At 68.0% G+C, this 13,415-nt stretch carries 15 protein-coding genes and 1 pseudogene; 12 read left to right on the forward strand and 4 right to left on the reverse strand.

Annotated elements, in window-relative coordinates:
- Window positions 1–291: 291 nt before the first annotated feature.
- On the reverse strand, window positions 292–4,314 hold the full coding sequence (locus KBZ33_RS08670; RefSeq protein ID WP_254952105.1) for a magnesium chelatase subunit H: 4,023 nt from the start codon (window positions 4,312–4,314) through the stop codon (window positions 292–294).
- Window positions 4,315–4,451: 137 nt separating this feature from the next.
- Here KBZ33_RS08670 and dapB point away from each other — a divergent pair, with 137 nt between their 5' ends.
- From dapB to KBZ33_RS08695, 5 genes are all read left to right on the forward strand, one after another.
- Window positions 4,452–5,318: a 4-hydroxy-tetrahydrodipicolinate reductase gene (gene dapB, locus KBZ33_RS08675; protein ID WP_254952104.1), complete on the forward strand. Its 867-nt coding sequence runs from the start codon at window positions 4,452–4,454 to the stop codon at window positions 5,316–5,318.
- Between the two features lie 19 nt (window positions 5,319–5,337).
- Entirely contained in the window at window positions 5,338–5,985 is a 648-nt protein-coding gene (locus tag KBZ33_RS08680; protein WP_254952102.1) for a hypothetical protein, read from the forward strand.
- 65 nt (window positions 5,986–6,050) lie between these two features.
- Window positions 6,051–6,305 carry a high light inducible protein gene (locus KBZ33_RS08685; protein ID WP_254952100.1) on the forward strand — a complete coding sequence of 85 codons (255 nt, stop codon included), beginning with the start codon at window positions 6,051–6,053 and terminating at the stop codon, window positions 6,303–6,305.
- A gap of 99 nt (window positions 6,306–6,404) precedes the next feature.
- The gene (locus KBZ33_RS08690) at window positions 6,405–7,634 is read left to right on the forward strand and encodes an FAD-dependent monooxygenase (protein ID WP_254952099.1); all 1,230 of its coding nucleotides are present in this window, start codon (window positions 6,405–6,407) and stop codon (window positions 7,632–7,634) included.
- Complete coding sequence (locus tag KBZ33_RS08695) at window positions 7,555–7,767, forward strand: DUF2949 domain-containing protein (protein WP_254952098.1); 213 nt, start codon at window positions 7,555–7,557, stop codon at window positions 7,765–7,767. Before KBZ33_RS08690 ends, KBZ33_RS08695 begins: the two co-directional genes overlap by 80 nt.
- 3 nt (window positions 7,768–7,770) lie before the next feature.
- Here the strand turns inward: KBZ33_RS08695 and KBZ33_RS08700 are convergent, their stop codons facing one another.
- On the reverse strand, window positions 7,771–8,310 hold the full coding sequence (locus KBZ33_RS08700; RefSeq protein ID WP_254952272.1) for an adenine phosphoribosyltransferase: 540 nt from the start codon (window positions 8,308–8,310) through the stop codon (window positions 7,771–7,773).
- A 67-nt stretch (window positions 8,311–8,377) separates the two neighbouring features.
- Between KBZ33_RS08700 and KBZ33_RS08705 the strand changes: the two genes are divergently transcribed.
- The 5 genes from KBZ33_RS08705 (at window position 8,378) to KBZ33_RS08725 (ending at window position 10,976) form a co-directional block, all read left to right on the forward strand.
- Window positions 8,378–8,932: a DUF3038 domain-containing protein gene (locus KBZ33_RS08705; RefSeq protein WP_254952097.1), complete on the forward strand. Its 555-nt coding sequence runs from the start codon at window positions 8,378–8,380 to the stop codon at window positions 8,930–8,932.
- A 21-nt stretch (window positions 8,933–8,953) separates the two neighbouring features.
- Entirely contained in the window at window positions 8,954–9,574 is a 621-nt protein-coding gene (locus KBZ33_RS08710; RefSeq protein ID WP_254952095.1) for a DUF4335 domain-containing protein, read from the forward strand.
- 58 nt (window positions 9,575–9,632) lie between these two features.
- Window positions 9,633–9,878 (forward strand): hypothetical protein, encoded by a 246-nt coding sequence (locus KBZ33_RS08715; protein WP_254952093.1) that lies wholly within the window; start codon window positions 9,633–9,635, stop codon window positions 9,876–9,878.
- 10 nt (window positions 9,879–9,888) lie between these two features.
- Window positions 9,889–10,266, forward strand: a complete 378-nt coding sequence (locus KBZ33_RS08720; protein WP_254952092.1) for a DUF308 domain-containing protein — start codon at window positions 9,889–9,891, stop codon at window positions 10,264–10,266.
- A 233-nt stretch (window positions 10,267–10,499) separates the two neighbouring features.
- Complete coding sequence (locus tag KBZ33_RS08725; RefSeq protein WP_254952090.1) at window positions 10,500–10,976, forward strand: hypothetical protein; 477 nt, start codon at window positions 10,500–10,502, stop codon at window positions 10,974–10,976.
- On the opposite strand, the gene KBZ33_RS08730 is transcribed toward KBZ33_RS08725, so the two are convergent.
- Window positions 10,910–11,071 carry a hypothetical protein gene (locus KBZ33_RS08730; RefSeq protein WP_254952088.1) on the reverse strand — a complete coding sequence of 54 codons (162 nt, stop codon included), beginning with the start codon at window positions 11,069–11,071 and terminating at the stop codon, window positions 10,910–10,912. The genes KBZ33_RS08725 and KBZ33_RS08730 overlap by 67 nt on opposite strands.
- Before the next feature lie 138 nt (window positions 11,072–11,209).
- Between KBZ33_RS08730 and KBZ33_RS08735 the strand changes: the two genes are divergently transcribed.
- Together KBZ33_RS08735 and KBZ33_RS08740 are read left to right on the forward strand one after the other, a co-directional pair.
- On the forward strand, window positions 11,210–11,716 hold the full coding sequence (locus KBZ33_RS08735; RefSeq protein ID WP_254952087.1) for a tryptophan-rich sensory protein: 507 nt from the start codon (window positions 11,210–11,212) through the stop codon (window positions 11,714–11,716).
- Window positions 11,682–13,241 carry a bifunctional aminoglycoside phosphotransferase/ATP-binding protein gene (locus KBZ33_RS08740; protein ID WP_254952085.1) on the forward strand — a complete coding sequence of 520 codons (1,560 nt, stop codon included), beginning with the start codon at window positions 11,682–11,684 and terminating at the stop codon, window positions 13,239–13,241. Before KBZ33_RS08735 ends, KBZ33_RS08740 begins: the two co-directional genes overlap by 35 nt.
- A 3-nt stretch (window positions 13,242–13,244) precedes the next feature.
- Here KBZ33_RS08740 and KBZ33_RS08745 read toward each other — a convergent pair.
- A pseudogene (locus tag KBZ33_RS08745) lies at window positions 13,245–13,415 on the reverse strand (DUF4912 domain-containing protein); the annotation flags it as partial.

The raw sequence follows: 13,415 nt of genomic DNA on the forward strand, positions 1-13,415 counted from the left end.
ACCTGCGGGGGCTGCAGCCATCGCCATGGCGGCAAACCTCAGCGCCCACGGCCCCTGCGGGAGCGGTGAAGCGTTGTATTCATAGTCCCTTATCACTTCTTGGTACAGCGCATCTGCTGTTTCCAGCTGCGGGATAAACGACGGTTCACGACAGCCGACGCGTCCTCCTTTCGCCAGGTGCAGGCAGCCATCAGCCTCCCAGGAGCTACTGCCGCCGATTGCATCCCCATGGGTCGACGGCCGAAGCAGGGGCGAAAGGACCACCGGCCCCTGGCCCGTGGCGCAGATGGATCAGGCCTCCTTTGTCACCCCCTCGATCCGGTCCTCAATCTCCTGATAGATCTCCTGCAGCTGGGCGATGTTCTCGTCTGAAGTCTGCCAGTAACCGCGGCCGTTCACCTCCAGCAGGGTGCCGACAATGCGGCGGAAGCTGTGGGGGTTGAGGTCCATCAGCCGCTGGCGCATCTCCGGGTCATTGATGAAGGTGTCGTTGGCCTCCTCGTACACAAAGTTGTCGACGGCGCCGCTGGTGGCACTCCAGCCCAAGGTGAAGTTGAGCCGCTTGGCCACCTCCCGCACCCCCTCGTAGCCGGAATTCAGCATGCCCTCATACCACTTGGGGTTGAGCAGCTTGGTGCGGGAATCGAGGCGGATCGTTTCGCTCAAGGAACGCACCTGGGCGTTGGCCGTGGTGGTGTCGGCGATGTAGCTGGTGGGGGCCTTACCGTCGTCGCGCAGACCGGCGATCAGCTTGGTGGGGTCGGAATCGAAGTAGTGGCTCACATCGGTGAGCGAGATCTCGGCCGAATCCAGGTTCTGGAAGGTGACATCGGCCGTCTTCATCGCCGATTCGAACACCTCACGGTTCTGGTTCATCTCGCCGGGGTTGTCGGCGTTGAAGGCAAACGTCTTGCGGCTGAGGTACATCTCCTGCAGCTCGCCCTCCTCCTCCCAGGTGCTGTTCTCCACCGCCAGGTTGACGTTGGAGCTGTAGCTGCCGCTGGCATTGGAGAACACCCGGGTGGCGGCGTCCCGCAGGGAAATGCCCTGTTCGGCAGCCTGCTCCTGACTGTGCTTGCGCACGAAGTTCATCTCCAGGGGCTCATCGGCCTCGGCGGCCATCTTGACGCCCTGGTCGATCAGGCCCATCTGGTTGATGAACAGGTCGCGGAACACGCCCGAGCAGTTCACCACCACATCGATGCGGGGCCGGCCCAGCTCTTCGAGCGACAGCAATTCCAGTTTGTTGACCCGGCCGAGGGAATCGGCCACGGGACGCACGCCGATGAACCAGAGGATCTGGGCGAGGGATTCGCCGTAGGTCTTGATGTTGTCGGTGCCCCAGAGGACGCAGGCGATGGTTTCCGGCCAGGTGCCCTGCTCGGCCTTCTGGCGCTCGATCAGCCGGTCGACCACCACCTTGGCCGCCGCGATGGCCGCCCGGGTGGGGATGGCCTGGGGATCGAGGGCATGGATGTTCTTGCCGCTGGGCAGCACCCCGGGGTTGCGGATCGGATCCCCACCGGGTCCGGGCAGCACGTACTCGCCATCGAGGGCCCGCAGCAGGCTCTCCATCTCCATGTCGGCGCAGATCTGCTCGAGGCAGAAACGCAGGTAGGCGAACTGGCGATCCAGCTCGGTGATGTCCACATCGGGGAACCCGGCCTGCCGGCAGGCGCTCAGCCAGGGGGAGGGGAGGCGGTAGCCGACGCGCTCCAGCAGGTCGAAGAACCAGACGAAGCGGCGCTGCAGGCTCACCCGCCCATCGCTGCCGGTGACCTGGCGCACCATGGCCCCCACGGCCGAACGGCAGGCCTCGGTGATCACCCGGTTGAGCTCCACATCCGCCAGCACACCCGCGTCGTTGCCGCTATATACCTCGGCGATGGTGCGGCCGCGGCTCTCGGCCAGCAGAGCCGGCAGGGAACGCAGGCCTTCCTCCTCCCGTTCCAGGGCGGAGATGCTCACCAGGGTGGCGATCGCCTCCTCGGCGGTGGGCGGCTTGCCGATGGTGTGCAGGCCGCAGGGCAGCAGCCGGCTCTCGATCTCCATCAGCTGGCGGTACACCGCCCCCACCACGCCGTCACGCCCGTCAAGGTCGAGCGCCGCCGCATCGGCATCGCCCTCGGGCAACACCACATCTTTATCGAGGTTGCACTGGCGGGCCGTTTCGATGATCGCGTTGACGATCTGCACACCCCTGGAGCTCTCGCGCAGCTGCTGGTAGGACCCCACCAGCTCACCCAGCTCCTTGAGGCCCTTGTAGAGGCCGGCGTTCTCGGCCGGCGGGGTGAGGTAGCTGATCGTGGAGGCATAGCCCCGCCGCTTGGCGATGGTGGCCTCCGAGGGGTTGTTGGCGGCGTAGTAATAGAGGTTGGGCAGGGCGCCGATGAGCGAATCGGGGTAGCAGGTTTCGCTCATGCCCATCTGCTTGCCGGGCATGAACTCGAGCGAGCCATGGGTGCCGAAATGGAGCACCGCATCGGCGCCCCAGACCTTCTCCAGGTAGGTGTAATAGGCGGCGAAGCCGTGGTGGGGGCTGGCGCTGCGCGAGTAGAGCAGGCGCATCGGATCGCCCTCGTAGCCGAAGGTGGGCTGCACCCCCACGAACACATTGCCGAAGTGGCGGCCGTAGATCAGCAGGTTGGTGCCATCGCTGTTGAGGCTGCCCGGGGGTTTGCCCCAGTTCTCTTCCAGGCGTTCGGAGTAGGGGGTGAGCCGTTCGTACTCCTCGACACTCATGCGGTGGGCGATCGCCAGCTCGGGGGCGCCTTCGAGGGCCTCCGGATCGCTGAGCACCGCCTGCATCAGCTCCTTGGGGGTCCGGGGCATGGCGTCAACCACGTAGCCCTTCAACTTCATCTCCTCCAGCACGCGGAAGATCGAGCCGAACACATCGAGGTAGGCGGCGGTGCCCACGTTGCCCTTGTCGGGGGGGAAGCTGAACACGGTGATCGCCAGCTTCTTCTCGGCCCGGGGCTTGATCCGCAGCGAGGCCCAGCGGATGGCCCGCTCGGCGATGGCATCCACCCGGTCCTGCAGGGTGTGGGCCTTGCCGGTGGCGTCATCGCGCCCCGACAGCACGATCGGTTCGATGGCACCGTCGAGTTCGGGGATGGCGATCTGCAGGGCCACCTGCACCGGGTGCAGGCCCAGGTCGCTCTCCTCCCACTCCTGGGTGGTCTGGAAGACCAGGGGCAGGGCCACCATGTAAGGCCGGTTGAGCCGCTTGAGGGTTTCGATCGCCTTGGGATGGTCCTGGCGGGCCGGGCCGCCCACCAGGGCAAAACCGGTGAGGCTCACCACCCCATCCACCAGGGGCTGCTCCGGCTGGAGGGGGTCGTAGAAGAAGGCGGAGACGGGTCGGGAAAAATCGAGGCCGCCGCAGAACACGGGAATCACCGTGGCGCCCCGGTATTCCAATTCCTGAATGATCGCCACGTAGTGGGCGTCATCCCCGGTGACGATGTGGCTGCGCTGCAACACCAGGCCGATCACCGGGCCCTGGCGGGCCTTTTCGCTCAGGTCGGCGCGGCTGGCGCTCCAATTGAGGTACTCCTTGAGGTCCTCGAACATCCCCGGCGCCATCGGGTGCCAGATGCCGAGATCGGGGAACACCACCGGGTCGGCCACGGTGAGCTGGGGCCGGCCCAGCTCGGCTTTGCCGAACACGTAGCGGTCGGCCAGCATCAGCAGGAAGTTGCGCAGGTTGTCCGGCGTTCCCCCCAGCCAATACTGGAAGCTGAGCATGAAGGAACGGGCGTCCTGGGCCTTCTCCACCGGCAGGTACTTGAGCACCGTGGGCAGGGTGTTCAGCAGCTTGAGCATGGCGTCCTGGAAGCCGGCCCCATTGGCTTCCTTGCGCTTGCGCATGAACTGGGCGATGGCGCTCTTGCTCTGGCCCAGCTGGGCCATCGAGAAGGTGCCCAGTTTGTTGAGGCGCATCACCTCCGGCATCGACGGGAACACCACCACCGCCTTGAGCCGGTCGCGGTGGGGCGCCACGGCGTCCACCACCTTCTGGGCCAGGTCCTCGATGAAGATCAGCGAGGCGATGAAGACATCGGCCGCGGCCACGTCGGCGCAGAAGTCGGCGTAGTTGGCCGGATCGCGCAGCTCCTCGATCAGGTAGCCGCTGAGCTCCACCGCCAGGGGACCGTTCTGGTCGTTGAGGCCGGTGGCGGCGGTGGTGAGGGCGTTCTGGTACTGGGGTTCGAGCACCACATAGACGGCCTTCATCACCACCCGGTCGTTGGCACCATCGGTGGGGGCAGGGCTGACCCGGCGGCTGGCGGAACGGACCTGCGTGAACATGCGGCGGCAGCGTTGAGCAATGTGAAGCAGCCTACGAAGCTCGCGCCAGGGACGCGATCGGTTGCAGCGCAGCGTTACAGGCCGGCACCCTGCCGGAGGGCCAGGCCACATAGGCTCGCTCGGAACGCCAGCTCCCCATGACCGCGACCTCCCCGTCCCCAGCAGAGCCGGCGCCGATTCCGGTGGTGGTGGCCGGGGCCCTGGGCCGCATGGGCGTCGAGGTGATCAAGGCGGTGCTCGCAGCCCCCGATTGCACCCTGGTGGGAGCCATCGACACCACCCCCGGCCACGAAGGGGAAGATGTGGGACTGGTTCTGGGTCTCGGGGAGCTGGAGGTGGCGCTGAGCGCCGATTTCGAGGGCACCCTCTGCCAGGCGAGTCAGGCGGTGCGGCAGGCCGGACCGGGCGGCGGGGCGGTGCTGGTCGACTTCACCCACCCCAGCGTCGTCTTCGAGCACTGCCGCGGCGCCTTCGCCTACGGCGTCCATCCGGTGATCGGCACCACCGGCCTGCGTCCCGACCAGCTGGCGAACCTGGCCACCTTTGCCGACAAGGCCTCGATGGGGGGCGCCGTGGTGCCTAATTTCTGCGTGGGCATGGTGCTGCTGCAGCAGGCGGCGGCCGCAGCGGCGCGCTTCTATGACTACGCCGAGCTCACCGAGCTGCACCACAACCGCAAGGCCGATGCCCCCAGCGGCACCTGCCTCAAGACCGCCGAACTGATGGAAGAACTCGGCAAGCCGTTCAACCCCTCCCAGGTGGAGGAGCACGAGAGCCTGGTCGGCTGTAGGGGCGGGCTGCGGGACAGCGGCCTGCGACTGCATTCGGTGCGGCTGCCCGGGCTGGTGGCCCACCAGGAGGTGATGTTCGGCTCCCCCGGCGAGACCTACACCCTGCGCCACGACACGATCGACCGCAGCGCCTACATGCCCGGGGTCTTGCTCACGGTCCGCAAGGTGCGCAGCCTGGGGGGCCTGGTCTATGGCCTGGAGAGGCTGCTGTGAGCCGCACGCCAGAGAAGCGATGCTGATCCCCCTCAAGCCCGGCGAACTGGTCCGCCTGATCCCGGCGGTGGCCACCGGCTCCCAGTTCAGCGCCAGCAGCGGCGATCCGCGCAAACTGCTGCAGCGGGTGCTGATTTCGGTCATCGGCGGGGTGATCGCGCTGCTGATCAGCCAGGTACTCCTGTTTCGCAGCCAGGCCGGTCCGGTGTTCCTGGTGGTGGGCTTCGTGTTTCTTCTTTATGTGCTGTGGGGACCGATCCTGGAAGCGGGCCGCCGCAACGCGCTGCTGCGACGCTACCCGGCGGCCGCCATCTTCGAGGGGGTGGTGGCCGACCTGTTCCGGCGTGAGGTGGTGGAGAACCGGCGCGAGCAGGCCAATCGCGACGGGCGGCTTGAGCTGGTCGAAAACCGGCGCACCTGGCTGTGCCTGGAGCTGGAGGACGAGGAGGGCTACCTGGGCCAGATCCGCTTCCCGCTGGAAAAGAAGCATGCGTTGATCCGGCCAGGCATGCTGATCCGCTGCCTGGTGCTGAGTGAACACAAGGACTTCTCCCGCATCGGTGCCCTCTCCGATGGCTGGCTGCCGCAGCTGAAGCAGTGGGTGGGGGAGTACCCCTACCTGCTGCGGCCGGCCTTCGAAGAACTCTGCCTGCGGCGCCTCGGGTGAGGGAAGCTGGACAGACCCGAAACATTGCGTTACAATCCGCGTAACACTTCTCAAGGAGCTCTCCCATGACTGCCGCCACCCCCACCGCTCCCGCTGTCATCCGCGGCGCCACCGTCACCACCGAAGACGGCGGTCGCCTCAATGCCTTTGCCATGGAGCCCCGCATGGAAGTGGTGAGTGCCGAAAGCGGCTGGGGCTTCCATGAGCGCGCCGAGAAGCTCAACGGCCGTATGGCCATGCTCGGCTTCATCGCCCTGCTCGCCACCGAATTCGCCCTGGGCGGCGAAGCCTTCACCCGCGGCCTGCTCGGCATCGGTTGAGGCTGGCGGCCCCCCTCGGGCCACACCTGCCCTACGGGCAGCCGATCACGGCCGCCCCCATCGCCGCAGCAGACTTTCTGTTGCGGCTTTTTTGTGGCCATGCGCCCTTCGCTCCACGCCCGGATCCACGGAGCCGGCCCCACCGGCGCCCTGACGGCCCTGGCCCTGGCGCAGGCCGGCTGGCGCGTGAGCCTGCATGATCCCCTCTCCCCTGAGGCGCTGCAGGGCCGTGAGCGGGCCTACGCCTTCACCCATTCCAGCCGCGTCCTGCTGGAGCGCCTGGGCCTCTGGGGCGACCTGCGGCCCCAGCTGGTGTCCTTCCGCCGCCTGCGGCTCCAGGACATGGCCACGGCACGCCAGGTGAGCTTCGATCCAACCGACCTCAACAACGTCGGCGCGGTGGGCTGGATCGGCTCGCACCGGCCCCTGATGGCGTTGCTGCTGCGGCGCCTGGGCCAGCACCCCGCCATTGGCCTGGCGCTGGGGAGGGACGCGCCGATCACCAGCACCGAACCCGATCTGCTGGTGGCCGCCGACGGACCCGACTCCCCCACCCGGCGGGCGTTGGGAATCGGCCAATGGAGCCACCGCTACGCCCAGGCCTGCCTCACCGTGCAGGTGGAGATGGGCGGCGGCGCCGACGACGAGGCCTGGGAGCTGCTGCGTCCGGAAGGGCCGTTTGCGGTGCTTCCCCTCGGCGAGGGTCGCTTCCAGCTGGTCTGGAGTGCGCCCACGGCCCGCTGCCAGCAGCTCGAAGCCCTGGGCGGCCCAGCCTTCCTCGACCGGCTGGCGGGGGCCCTGCCGGACGCGCTCCAGCCCGAGGCCCTGCTGGCGCGGCCCCGCAGCTTTCCTGTGGCCCTGCAGCTGGCCCGCCGCCTGCATCGTGGCCGCACGGTGCTGGTGGGGGAAAGCGCCCACCGCTGCCATCCGGTGGGGGGCCAGGGGTTGAATCTCTGCTGGCGGGACGTGGCGGTGCTGCATCAGCTCGCCGAACGGGCCGCCCAGGGACGGCTGCATCCGCGCCGCCTCGCTGCGGCCTACGCACGGCGCCGCTGGCCCGATCTGCTGCTCACCCTGCTCACCACCGACCTGCTGGTGCGGATCTTCTCCAACCGTCAGCCCCTGTTGCTGCCCCTGCGGAGCCTGGCCTTCGGGGTCCTGTCGCGGTTCGGCTGGAGCCGGGCGCTGGCCCTGCAGGTCATGACCCAGGGGCCTTGCGGCCTGGGCCGGACGCTTCCACCATGGCGGGATGGTGATCAGCAGTTCTCCCCAGCCCCTGCCCTCTCCGGCCATGGTGCGCTTCCTGCGCCATCAGCTCGGCCTGAGTGAGAACGCCCTGCAGCTGGGCATCAAGCAGTCCCAGCTCGAGCAGGCGCCGCTTCCTGCCGTGCTCTGGCGTTTCGGCCTGATCAGCCTCGAGCAATTCGACACCGTCCTCACCTGGCAGGACCAGCAGAGCTGAGGCTCAGCTGTAGATGATCAGCGACTCAATCGGATGCTCCTGGGGCAGCCGGCTGCGGCCCTCCAGCGCGGCCAGTTCGGCCAGAAAGCCGAAGCCGCACAGCTCCCCGCCCGCCTTGCGCACCAGCTCGGTGCAGGCCGCCGCGGTACCGCCGGTGGCCAGCAGGTCATCCACGATCAGCACCCGCCGGCCATCACCGAGGGCATCGCTGTGGATCTCCAGCCGATCGGTGCCGTACTCGAGGCTGTAGTCCACCCCGATCACCTCGCCGGGGAGTTTGCCGGGCTTGCGCACCGGCACGAAGCCGACGCCGGTGACGGTGGCCAGGGCGGTGCCGACGATGAAGCCGCGGGATTCGATGCCCACGATCAGGTCCGGCTGCACCCGCTCACAGAGCAGGACCAGCAGGCGGATGGCCTCGCCCCAGCCCTCGGGATCCCGCATCAGGGGGGTGAGGTCACGGAAGAGAATCCCCGGCTGCGGAAAGTCGGGAATGTCCCGGACCCAGGCGCGCAGATCGATCGATGAAGGGCTGCTGGGCATCGTGCTGGTGAAGGGACCGGTACCGGCGACGTGACGGATGGACGGCGCCGCTGGCATCATCGCAGTCATGGCCAACGACATCTCGGAAGCGGCTAACCCTGATCGCGTCTCCCGCCCCCTGCCCCGCAGGGGACTGGAGCGGCTCGATCTGATGCTGCTCTGCATGGAGGCGCTCGACCTCAACGGCGGCGAGGCGATGGTCTGGATGAGCGAACAGCTGGGCTACGGCGGGCTCTTCCCCAACCGGGTGGAGCTGTGGAAGCGGCGCTGCCACAACCCCCTGCGGCGCACCTGCCGGCGCGGCGAGGTTCCCGTCGACGAAACCGATGCCCTGATCCGCATCCTTTGCGTCATGGCCGATCGCCTCTACCCGATGTTGCGCTCCCTGCTCTCCAGCAGCGAGCCGGAGGAGGTGGCGAGCGAACGCTGGGCCCTTTTCCAGGGGCGTCTGGAGGAACTGGTGCAGGAACGCATGAATCCCCGCCGCAGCGGCGTGCAGAAACTGCTCGATCCCAAAGACGGGGCCACCCAGCGCCTGCAGCTGGTCCAGGGCCTCAGCCTCTGTGCCGGCCACGGGGGCTTTGAGCGCATCAAGGCCAGCCTGATGGACGCGGTCGCGTGAGCCCATCCCCCTGAGACCCCCATGGTTCAGAGTTCCGTGATGAAGCAGAGCCTCGTCTTCGATCAGCTCAGCTGCCGCCTGCAGGTGGAGGGACTCCCGGACGTCTCCATCGGCCAAAGCGGTGCGGCCCTTGGCATCATCACGGGCTGGAACCTGCAATGGCTGGGCCGGCCCCTGCTGGAGGGTCGGCGTGAGCACCTGCAGGCGCTGATGCAGGTGGTGCTGCCCTACGCCCGCCATCTGATCAGCGGCATACGCCGCGAGTTCAGCGTCGCCGGCGAGCCCGTCGACATCGGCCCCCACCCCGAGGGCGGCCACCGGCTGCTGCTGCGCAGCAGTCAACCCGACACCCCCCCGCTGGAGATGCATCTTGATGATGCGGAACTGGCGGATCTGGTGCGGGTGCTGGATCTGCTGCGCCTCGATCCCCGCATCCAGCTGCCTCTGGCGATTCCAGAGCCCGAGCCGCTGGGCCCCAGGGAGCTGCTGGAGCGGATTCCCCTGCATCGCCGGCTGACAGCCCCCCTGGGCGGGGCGACGGTCCTGGCGGTATCGGCGGCCCTAGTCTTGCTGTTGCCCCCGCCTGCCGTACCGCCCGCCCCAACGCCGCCGGCCCCTGCCCCCCAGGCCAAGCCCGGTTGACTTCGGCCCCGCTCTGGTCACACTGGGGTCGACACTTTTTCTTTTCCACTGCCGTGCGATGGGCATGACCTGGTCGGAACTACGCCGCCGGGTTGCACGGCTGGGAGCGGCCCTGGATGTGGTGGTGCGCAGCGATCCGGAGGTCTGCGGCCTGAGCGGTGCCCGGTTCCACCTCACGCTCCACCACGGCGGGCAGGGCGACTGCACGGTCAACGACCTGTCCCTGATCGATTGCCCCAACGAGCTGGTGCTGATGGAATTCGAGCGGTGGATGAGAGGCGCCGGCTATCCGCTGGAGCCCTGACCCCCCAGCCATGCCCCACACCCCCTACCCGCTACATCTGCCGACACCGAGGGGACCGACGCCGGGAAAGGGCCTGCAGCTGCGCAGCCGCCGCCGCCGTCCATCCTCCCGATGGCGTCAGGCGCTGGCGGGCCTGCTGCTGATCGTGGCGGGAGCCCTGATCCTCGTTGGGCTGATGCAGCTGCCGGAACGGCTCGATGCCCTGCTCCTGGTCAGCAATGCCATCGCCAACCTGATCAGCGGGCTGAGCCGGCTCAGCATGGGGATCCTGCAGCTGGGCAGCGTGATCGTGGTGGCCCTGCTCGCCCTGATGGCCCTGCTGCTTCTGGTGGGCGGCGGTGTCCGGCTGGTGCGGGGACTCACCGCCCGCCCCCGTCGCCCCTCCTGAAGCCGCCGCAGGCTCAGTGGTGCAGCTGCTGAAACCAGAACCCGGCCAGCTGCCATGACGACAACAGGAAGATCGCCAGGATCAACCAGTTGACCCAGGCGGGCCGTTCGCGGTTCTCGAACATGGCGGCAGGAGAATGAGATCCTTTCGGCCGATCCTGCCAGTGCGCCCCCCCCGGCGGCGGCTTCGTGACGGGCGGTGGCACCGAAGGGATGTCACGTCTCCGTCCTCGCATGGCTCCCGGCACCGCTTCCGGACCAGCTTCCGGCGCCCTTCTCTCCTGCCTGGGCTTTCCCGGCTGGGGAGGACTGCATCTGATCCTCCCCAGCCGGGGCGATCCACCCGCCCTGGCCAGGCGCCTGGACGGCTGCGGCCAGGCGCTGCCTGCCGGGCACCTGTTGCCGGCCCTGCTGCGCCGCCATCGCGATCTCGAGCCGCTGGATCCTGGCCTCTGGCGCTGGGTCCGGGAGGCCCCCATGGGCTGCCCCCAGGCCTGGGGACATCGCTACTTGCTGGTCTGCCGCTGGGGTGCCGCCAACCCATTGCGGATCTCCGCCTGGGGACGGCGAAGGGGGACCGGGGACTGGCTCCGACTTTGTGAACCCATCCCCCTGGCCTGCTTCCGTGAGCGCTTCCTGAGCGATCAGGAGACGACCAGGGCCACGCCCAGTCCCACCACCATCAAGGCGATGGCCCCCACGGCCCAGTAGGCATGGTTCTGGGCATCCGCCCTGGTCTCACCGATCACCATCGTGCCTTCGTCGGCGTAGAGGTTGTCGTGGTTCTCGAGGTCGTGGGTATGCATGGGGCCTCCAGCAAGCTCGTGGGACCCTTCAAACGTAGGGGCGTCTGGCGTCCTGGTCCGCCAGAGCGACGAACCGATACCCCACGCCATCGACGGGTCCCCCGAGGCGGCCAATAATGCCGTTGTCTGCAGATGCCCGTGCCTCCCTGGCTCCTGATCCTGATCCCGCTTCTGGTGGTGAATCTGATCATCAATCCCTCGGAGCGGGATTTCACTTGGTATCGCTCCCTCAAACGGCCCGGCTGGATGGGCATCGAACCATGGGTCCCGGCCGCCTGGTTCGTGATCAGCGTCAGCTTCTATTTCTCGACGCTCGCCTTCTGGCGCGCCAACGGCAATTGGCGCTGGGTGGCCACCTATACGGCTCTGCTGGTCCTGTTGCGCAGCCATCAATGGATGATCTGCCGCCTGCGCAACCTGGCCGCCGGTCTTCCCTTCTGGCTGCTGAGCTGGACGTTGACCCTGATCCTGGCCCTGATCGTGCGGCCGGCATCGCCCCTGGCGGCATGGCTGCTCGTCCCTGTCCTGGTGTGGACCCCAGCGGAAGCCGTCGTCGACCTCCAGATGATTGGATTGAACCGTAAGCAGCACCGGAGCGGCCGTGAACCCCATGATCGCCGCCCTGCTCGATCCGGACGCCTATGACCATCCGGTCGAGCGGGTCGACTGGCTGGAAACCCACATTTCCTGGATCCTGCTTACCGGAACCTTCGCCTACAAGATCAAGAAGCCGGTGAATCTGGGCTTCGTCGATTTCTCGACGCCGGAACGGCGCCGCTGGTTCTGCCAGGAGGAGCTCAGACTCAACCGGCGCCTGGCTCCAGACCTCTACCTCGGGCTCAGTCCCATCCATGGCCCGCCTGAGCGGGCGACTTTGCGTGGCTCCGGTCCAACCCTCGAGTGGGCGGTGCGCATGCGCCAGTTTCCCCAGAGCGCCCTGCTGGGGGCCGTGCTCGAACGTCACGGCCTCAGCGACGCCCAGCTTGAGGGGCTGGCGGATGACCTGGCAGCGTTCCATGCCGCGGCCGCGGTGGCCGGCCCCGACGATCCCTATGGCGCACCGGAGCTGGTGAAGGCGCCGGCCGTGGCCAATCTGGAGGTGCTGCAGGCCTGCGGCCTGGTCCCCGAACCGGCCGTCGCCGCCCTGCGGCAATGGACCGACGGCCAGTTCGAGCAGCTGCGGCCCTGCTTCACCGGGCGCCGAAGCCAGGGCCGCATCCGCGAGTGCCACGGGGATCTGCACCTGGGCAACATGCTGCTGGAAGGGGAGCGCCTCAGGGTCTTCGACTGCCTGGAGTTCAGTCCGGAGTTGCGCTGGATCGACGTGATCAGTGACCTGGCCTTCCTGGTGATGGATCTGGAGCACCGCAACCGAGCCGATCTCGGGGCGGTACTGCTCAACCGCTGGCTGGGTCACTGCGGCGACTACGCGGGCCTGCTCACCTGGAACTGGTACCGGGTGTACCGGTCGCTGGTGCGGGCCAAGGTCTGCGCCCTGCGCCTCGGCCAGCAGAGCCTCGACGCCGATGCATCGCTTCTGCTGCAACAGGACCTGGAGCGCTATCTGCTTGGCGCCAGCCGTGCCACCGCCACCCCAGCCCCCGCCCTGGTGATCACCCACGGGGTATCAGGCAGCGGCAAAAGCCACCGGGCTCGCCAGCTCTGCCAGCGGCAGGGCTGGATCCAGGTGCGTTCCGACGTGGAGCGCAAGCGCCTCTTCGGCCTCTGGGGGCAGGGCCCAGTCCCACCGCTCCAGGGGGACCCTTACCGGCCAGAGGTGAGCGCGCTGCTCTACGACCAGCATCTGCCGCAGCAGGCGGGCCGCATCCTCGCGGCAGGGCTATCGGTGGTGGTGGATGCCACCTTCCTGCGCCGCGGTCAGCGGCAGCGGATGGCGGAACTGGCCCGCCAGCGCGGCGTCCCGTTCCTGATCCTGGCCTGCATCAGCTCCAAGGCACAGGCCCAGCGGCGCCTTGTCGAACGACAGGCCCGTGGTGGTGACCCCTCCGATGCGGACGGAGCCGTGCTGGAGGCCCAGTTCAGGACGATGGAACCGCTCGATGGGCACGAACGGAGCCGTTGCCTGGAGGTGGCGGCGACGATGACGCCCCAGAACCTGATCACCGCCGTGGCGGAGCGGTTGGGACGGCCTGCCGAGGCCCCGCCCTGAGGCCTAGAACCACTCGGCGATGGAGGCTTCCCGGCTGTTGACGTTGGCTTCCGGCGTCGAGCGGCGGAACTCCATGGTGATGCTGCGCTTCTGCTCGCCGTCGGCGGCGAGGGCCTCGATCGGATAGAGCTGCTGGCCATCGCGGAAGGGCACCTGCACCCGGAAGGTGCCATC

It is taken from the genome of Cyanobium sp. Cruz-8D1 (assembly GCF_024345975.1).
GTDB lineage: Bacteria > Cyanobacteriota > Cyanobacteriia > PCC-6307 > Cyanobiaceae > Cyanobium.

Excerpts from the sequence above, each read along its gene's own strand:
- KBZ33_RS08690 (WP_254952099.1), top strand. The coding sequence starts at position 6,405 with ATGCGCCCTTCGCTCCACGCCCGGATCCACGGAGCCGGCCCCACCGGC.
- KBZ33_RS08715 (WP_254952093.1), top strand. The coding sequence starts at position 9,633 with ATGGGCATGACCTGGTCGGAACTACGCCGCCGGGTTGCACGGCTGGGA.
- KBZ33_RS08695 (WP_254952098.1), top strand. The coding sequence starts at position 7,555 with ATGGTGATCAGCAGTTCTCCCCAGCCCCTGCCCTCTCCGGCCATGGTG.
- KBZ33_RS08710 (WP_254952095.1), top strand. The coding sequence starts at position 8,954 with ATGGTTCAGAGTTCCGTGATGAAGCAGAGCCTCGTCTTCGATCAGCTC.
- KBZ33_RS08705 (WP_254952097.1), top strand. The coding sequence starts at position 8,378 with ATGGCCAACGACATCTCGGAAGCGGCTAACCCTGATCGCGTCTCCCGC.
- KBZ33_RS08730 (WP_254952088.1), bottom strand. The coding sequence starts at position 11,071 with ATGCATACCCACGACCTCGAGAACCACGACAACCTCTACGCCGACGAA.
- KBZ33_RS08670 (WP_254952105.1), bottom strand. The coding sequence starts at position 4,314 with ATGTTCACGCAGGTCCGTTCCGCCAGCCGCCGGGTCAGCCCTGCCCCC.
- KBZ33_RS08720 (WP_254952092.1), top strand. The coding sequence starts at position 9,889 with ATGCCCCACACCCCCTACCCGCTACATCTGCCGACACCGAGGGGACCG.
- KBZ33_RS08680 (WP_254952102.1), top strand. The coding sequence starts at position 5,338 with ATGCTGATCCCCCTCAAGCCCGGCGAACTGGTCCGCCTGATCCCGGCG.
- KBZ33_RS08740 (WP_254952085.1), top strand. The coding sequence starts at position 11,682 with ATGATCGCCGCCCTGCTCGATCCGGACGCCTATGACCATCCGGTCGAG.
- dapB (WP_254952104.1), top strand. The coding sequence starts at position 4,452 with ATGACCGCGACCTCCCCGTCCCCAGCAGAGCCGGCGCCGATTCCGGTG.
- KBZ33_RS08700 (WP_254952272.1), bottom strand. The coding sequence starts at position 8,310 with ATGCCCAGCAGCCCTTCATCGATCGATCTGCGCGCCTGGGTCCGGGAC.
- KBZ33_RS08725 (WP_254952090.1), top strand. The coding sequence starts at position 10,500 with ATGGCTCCCGGCACCGCTTCCGGACCAGCTTCCGGCGCCCTTCTCTCC.
- KBZ33_RS08685 (WP_254952100.1), top strand. The coding sequence starts at position 6,051 with ATGACTGCCGCCACCCCCACCGCTCCCGCTGTCATCCGCGGCGCCACC.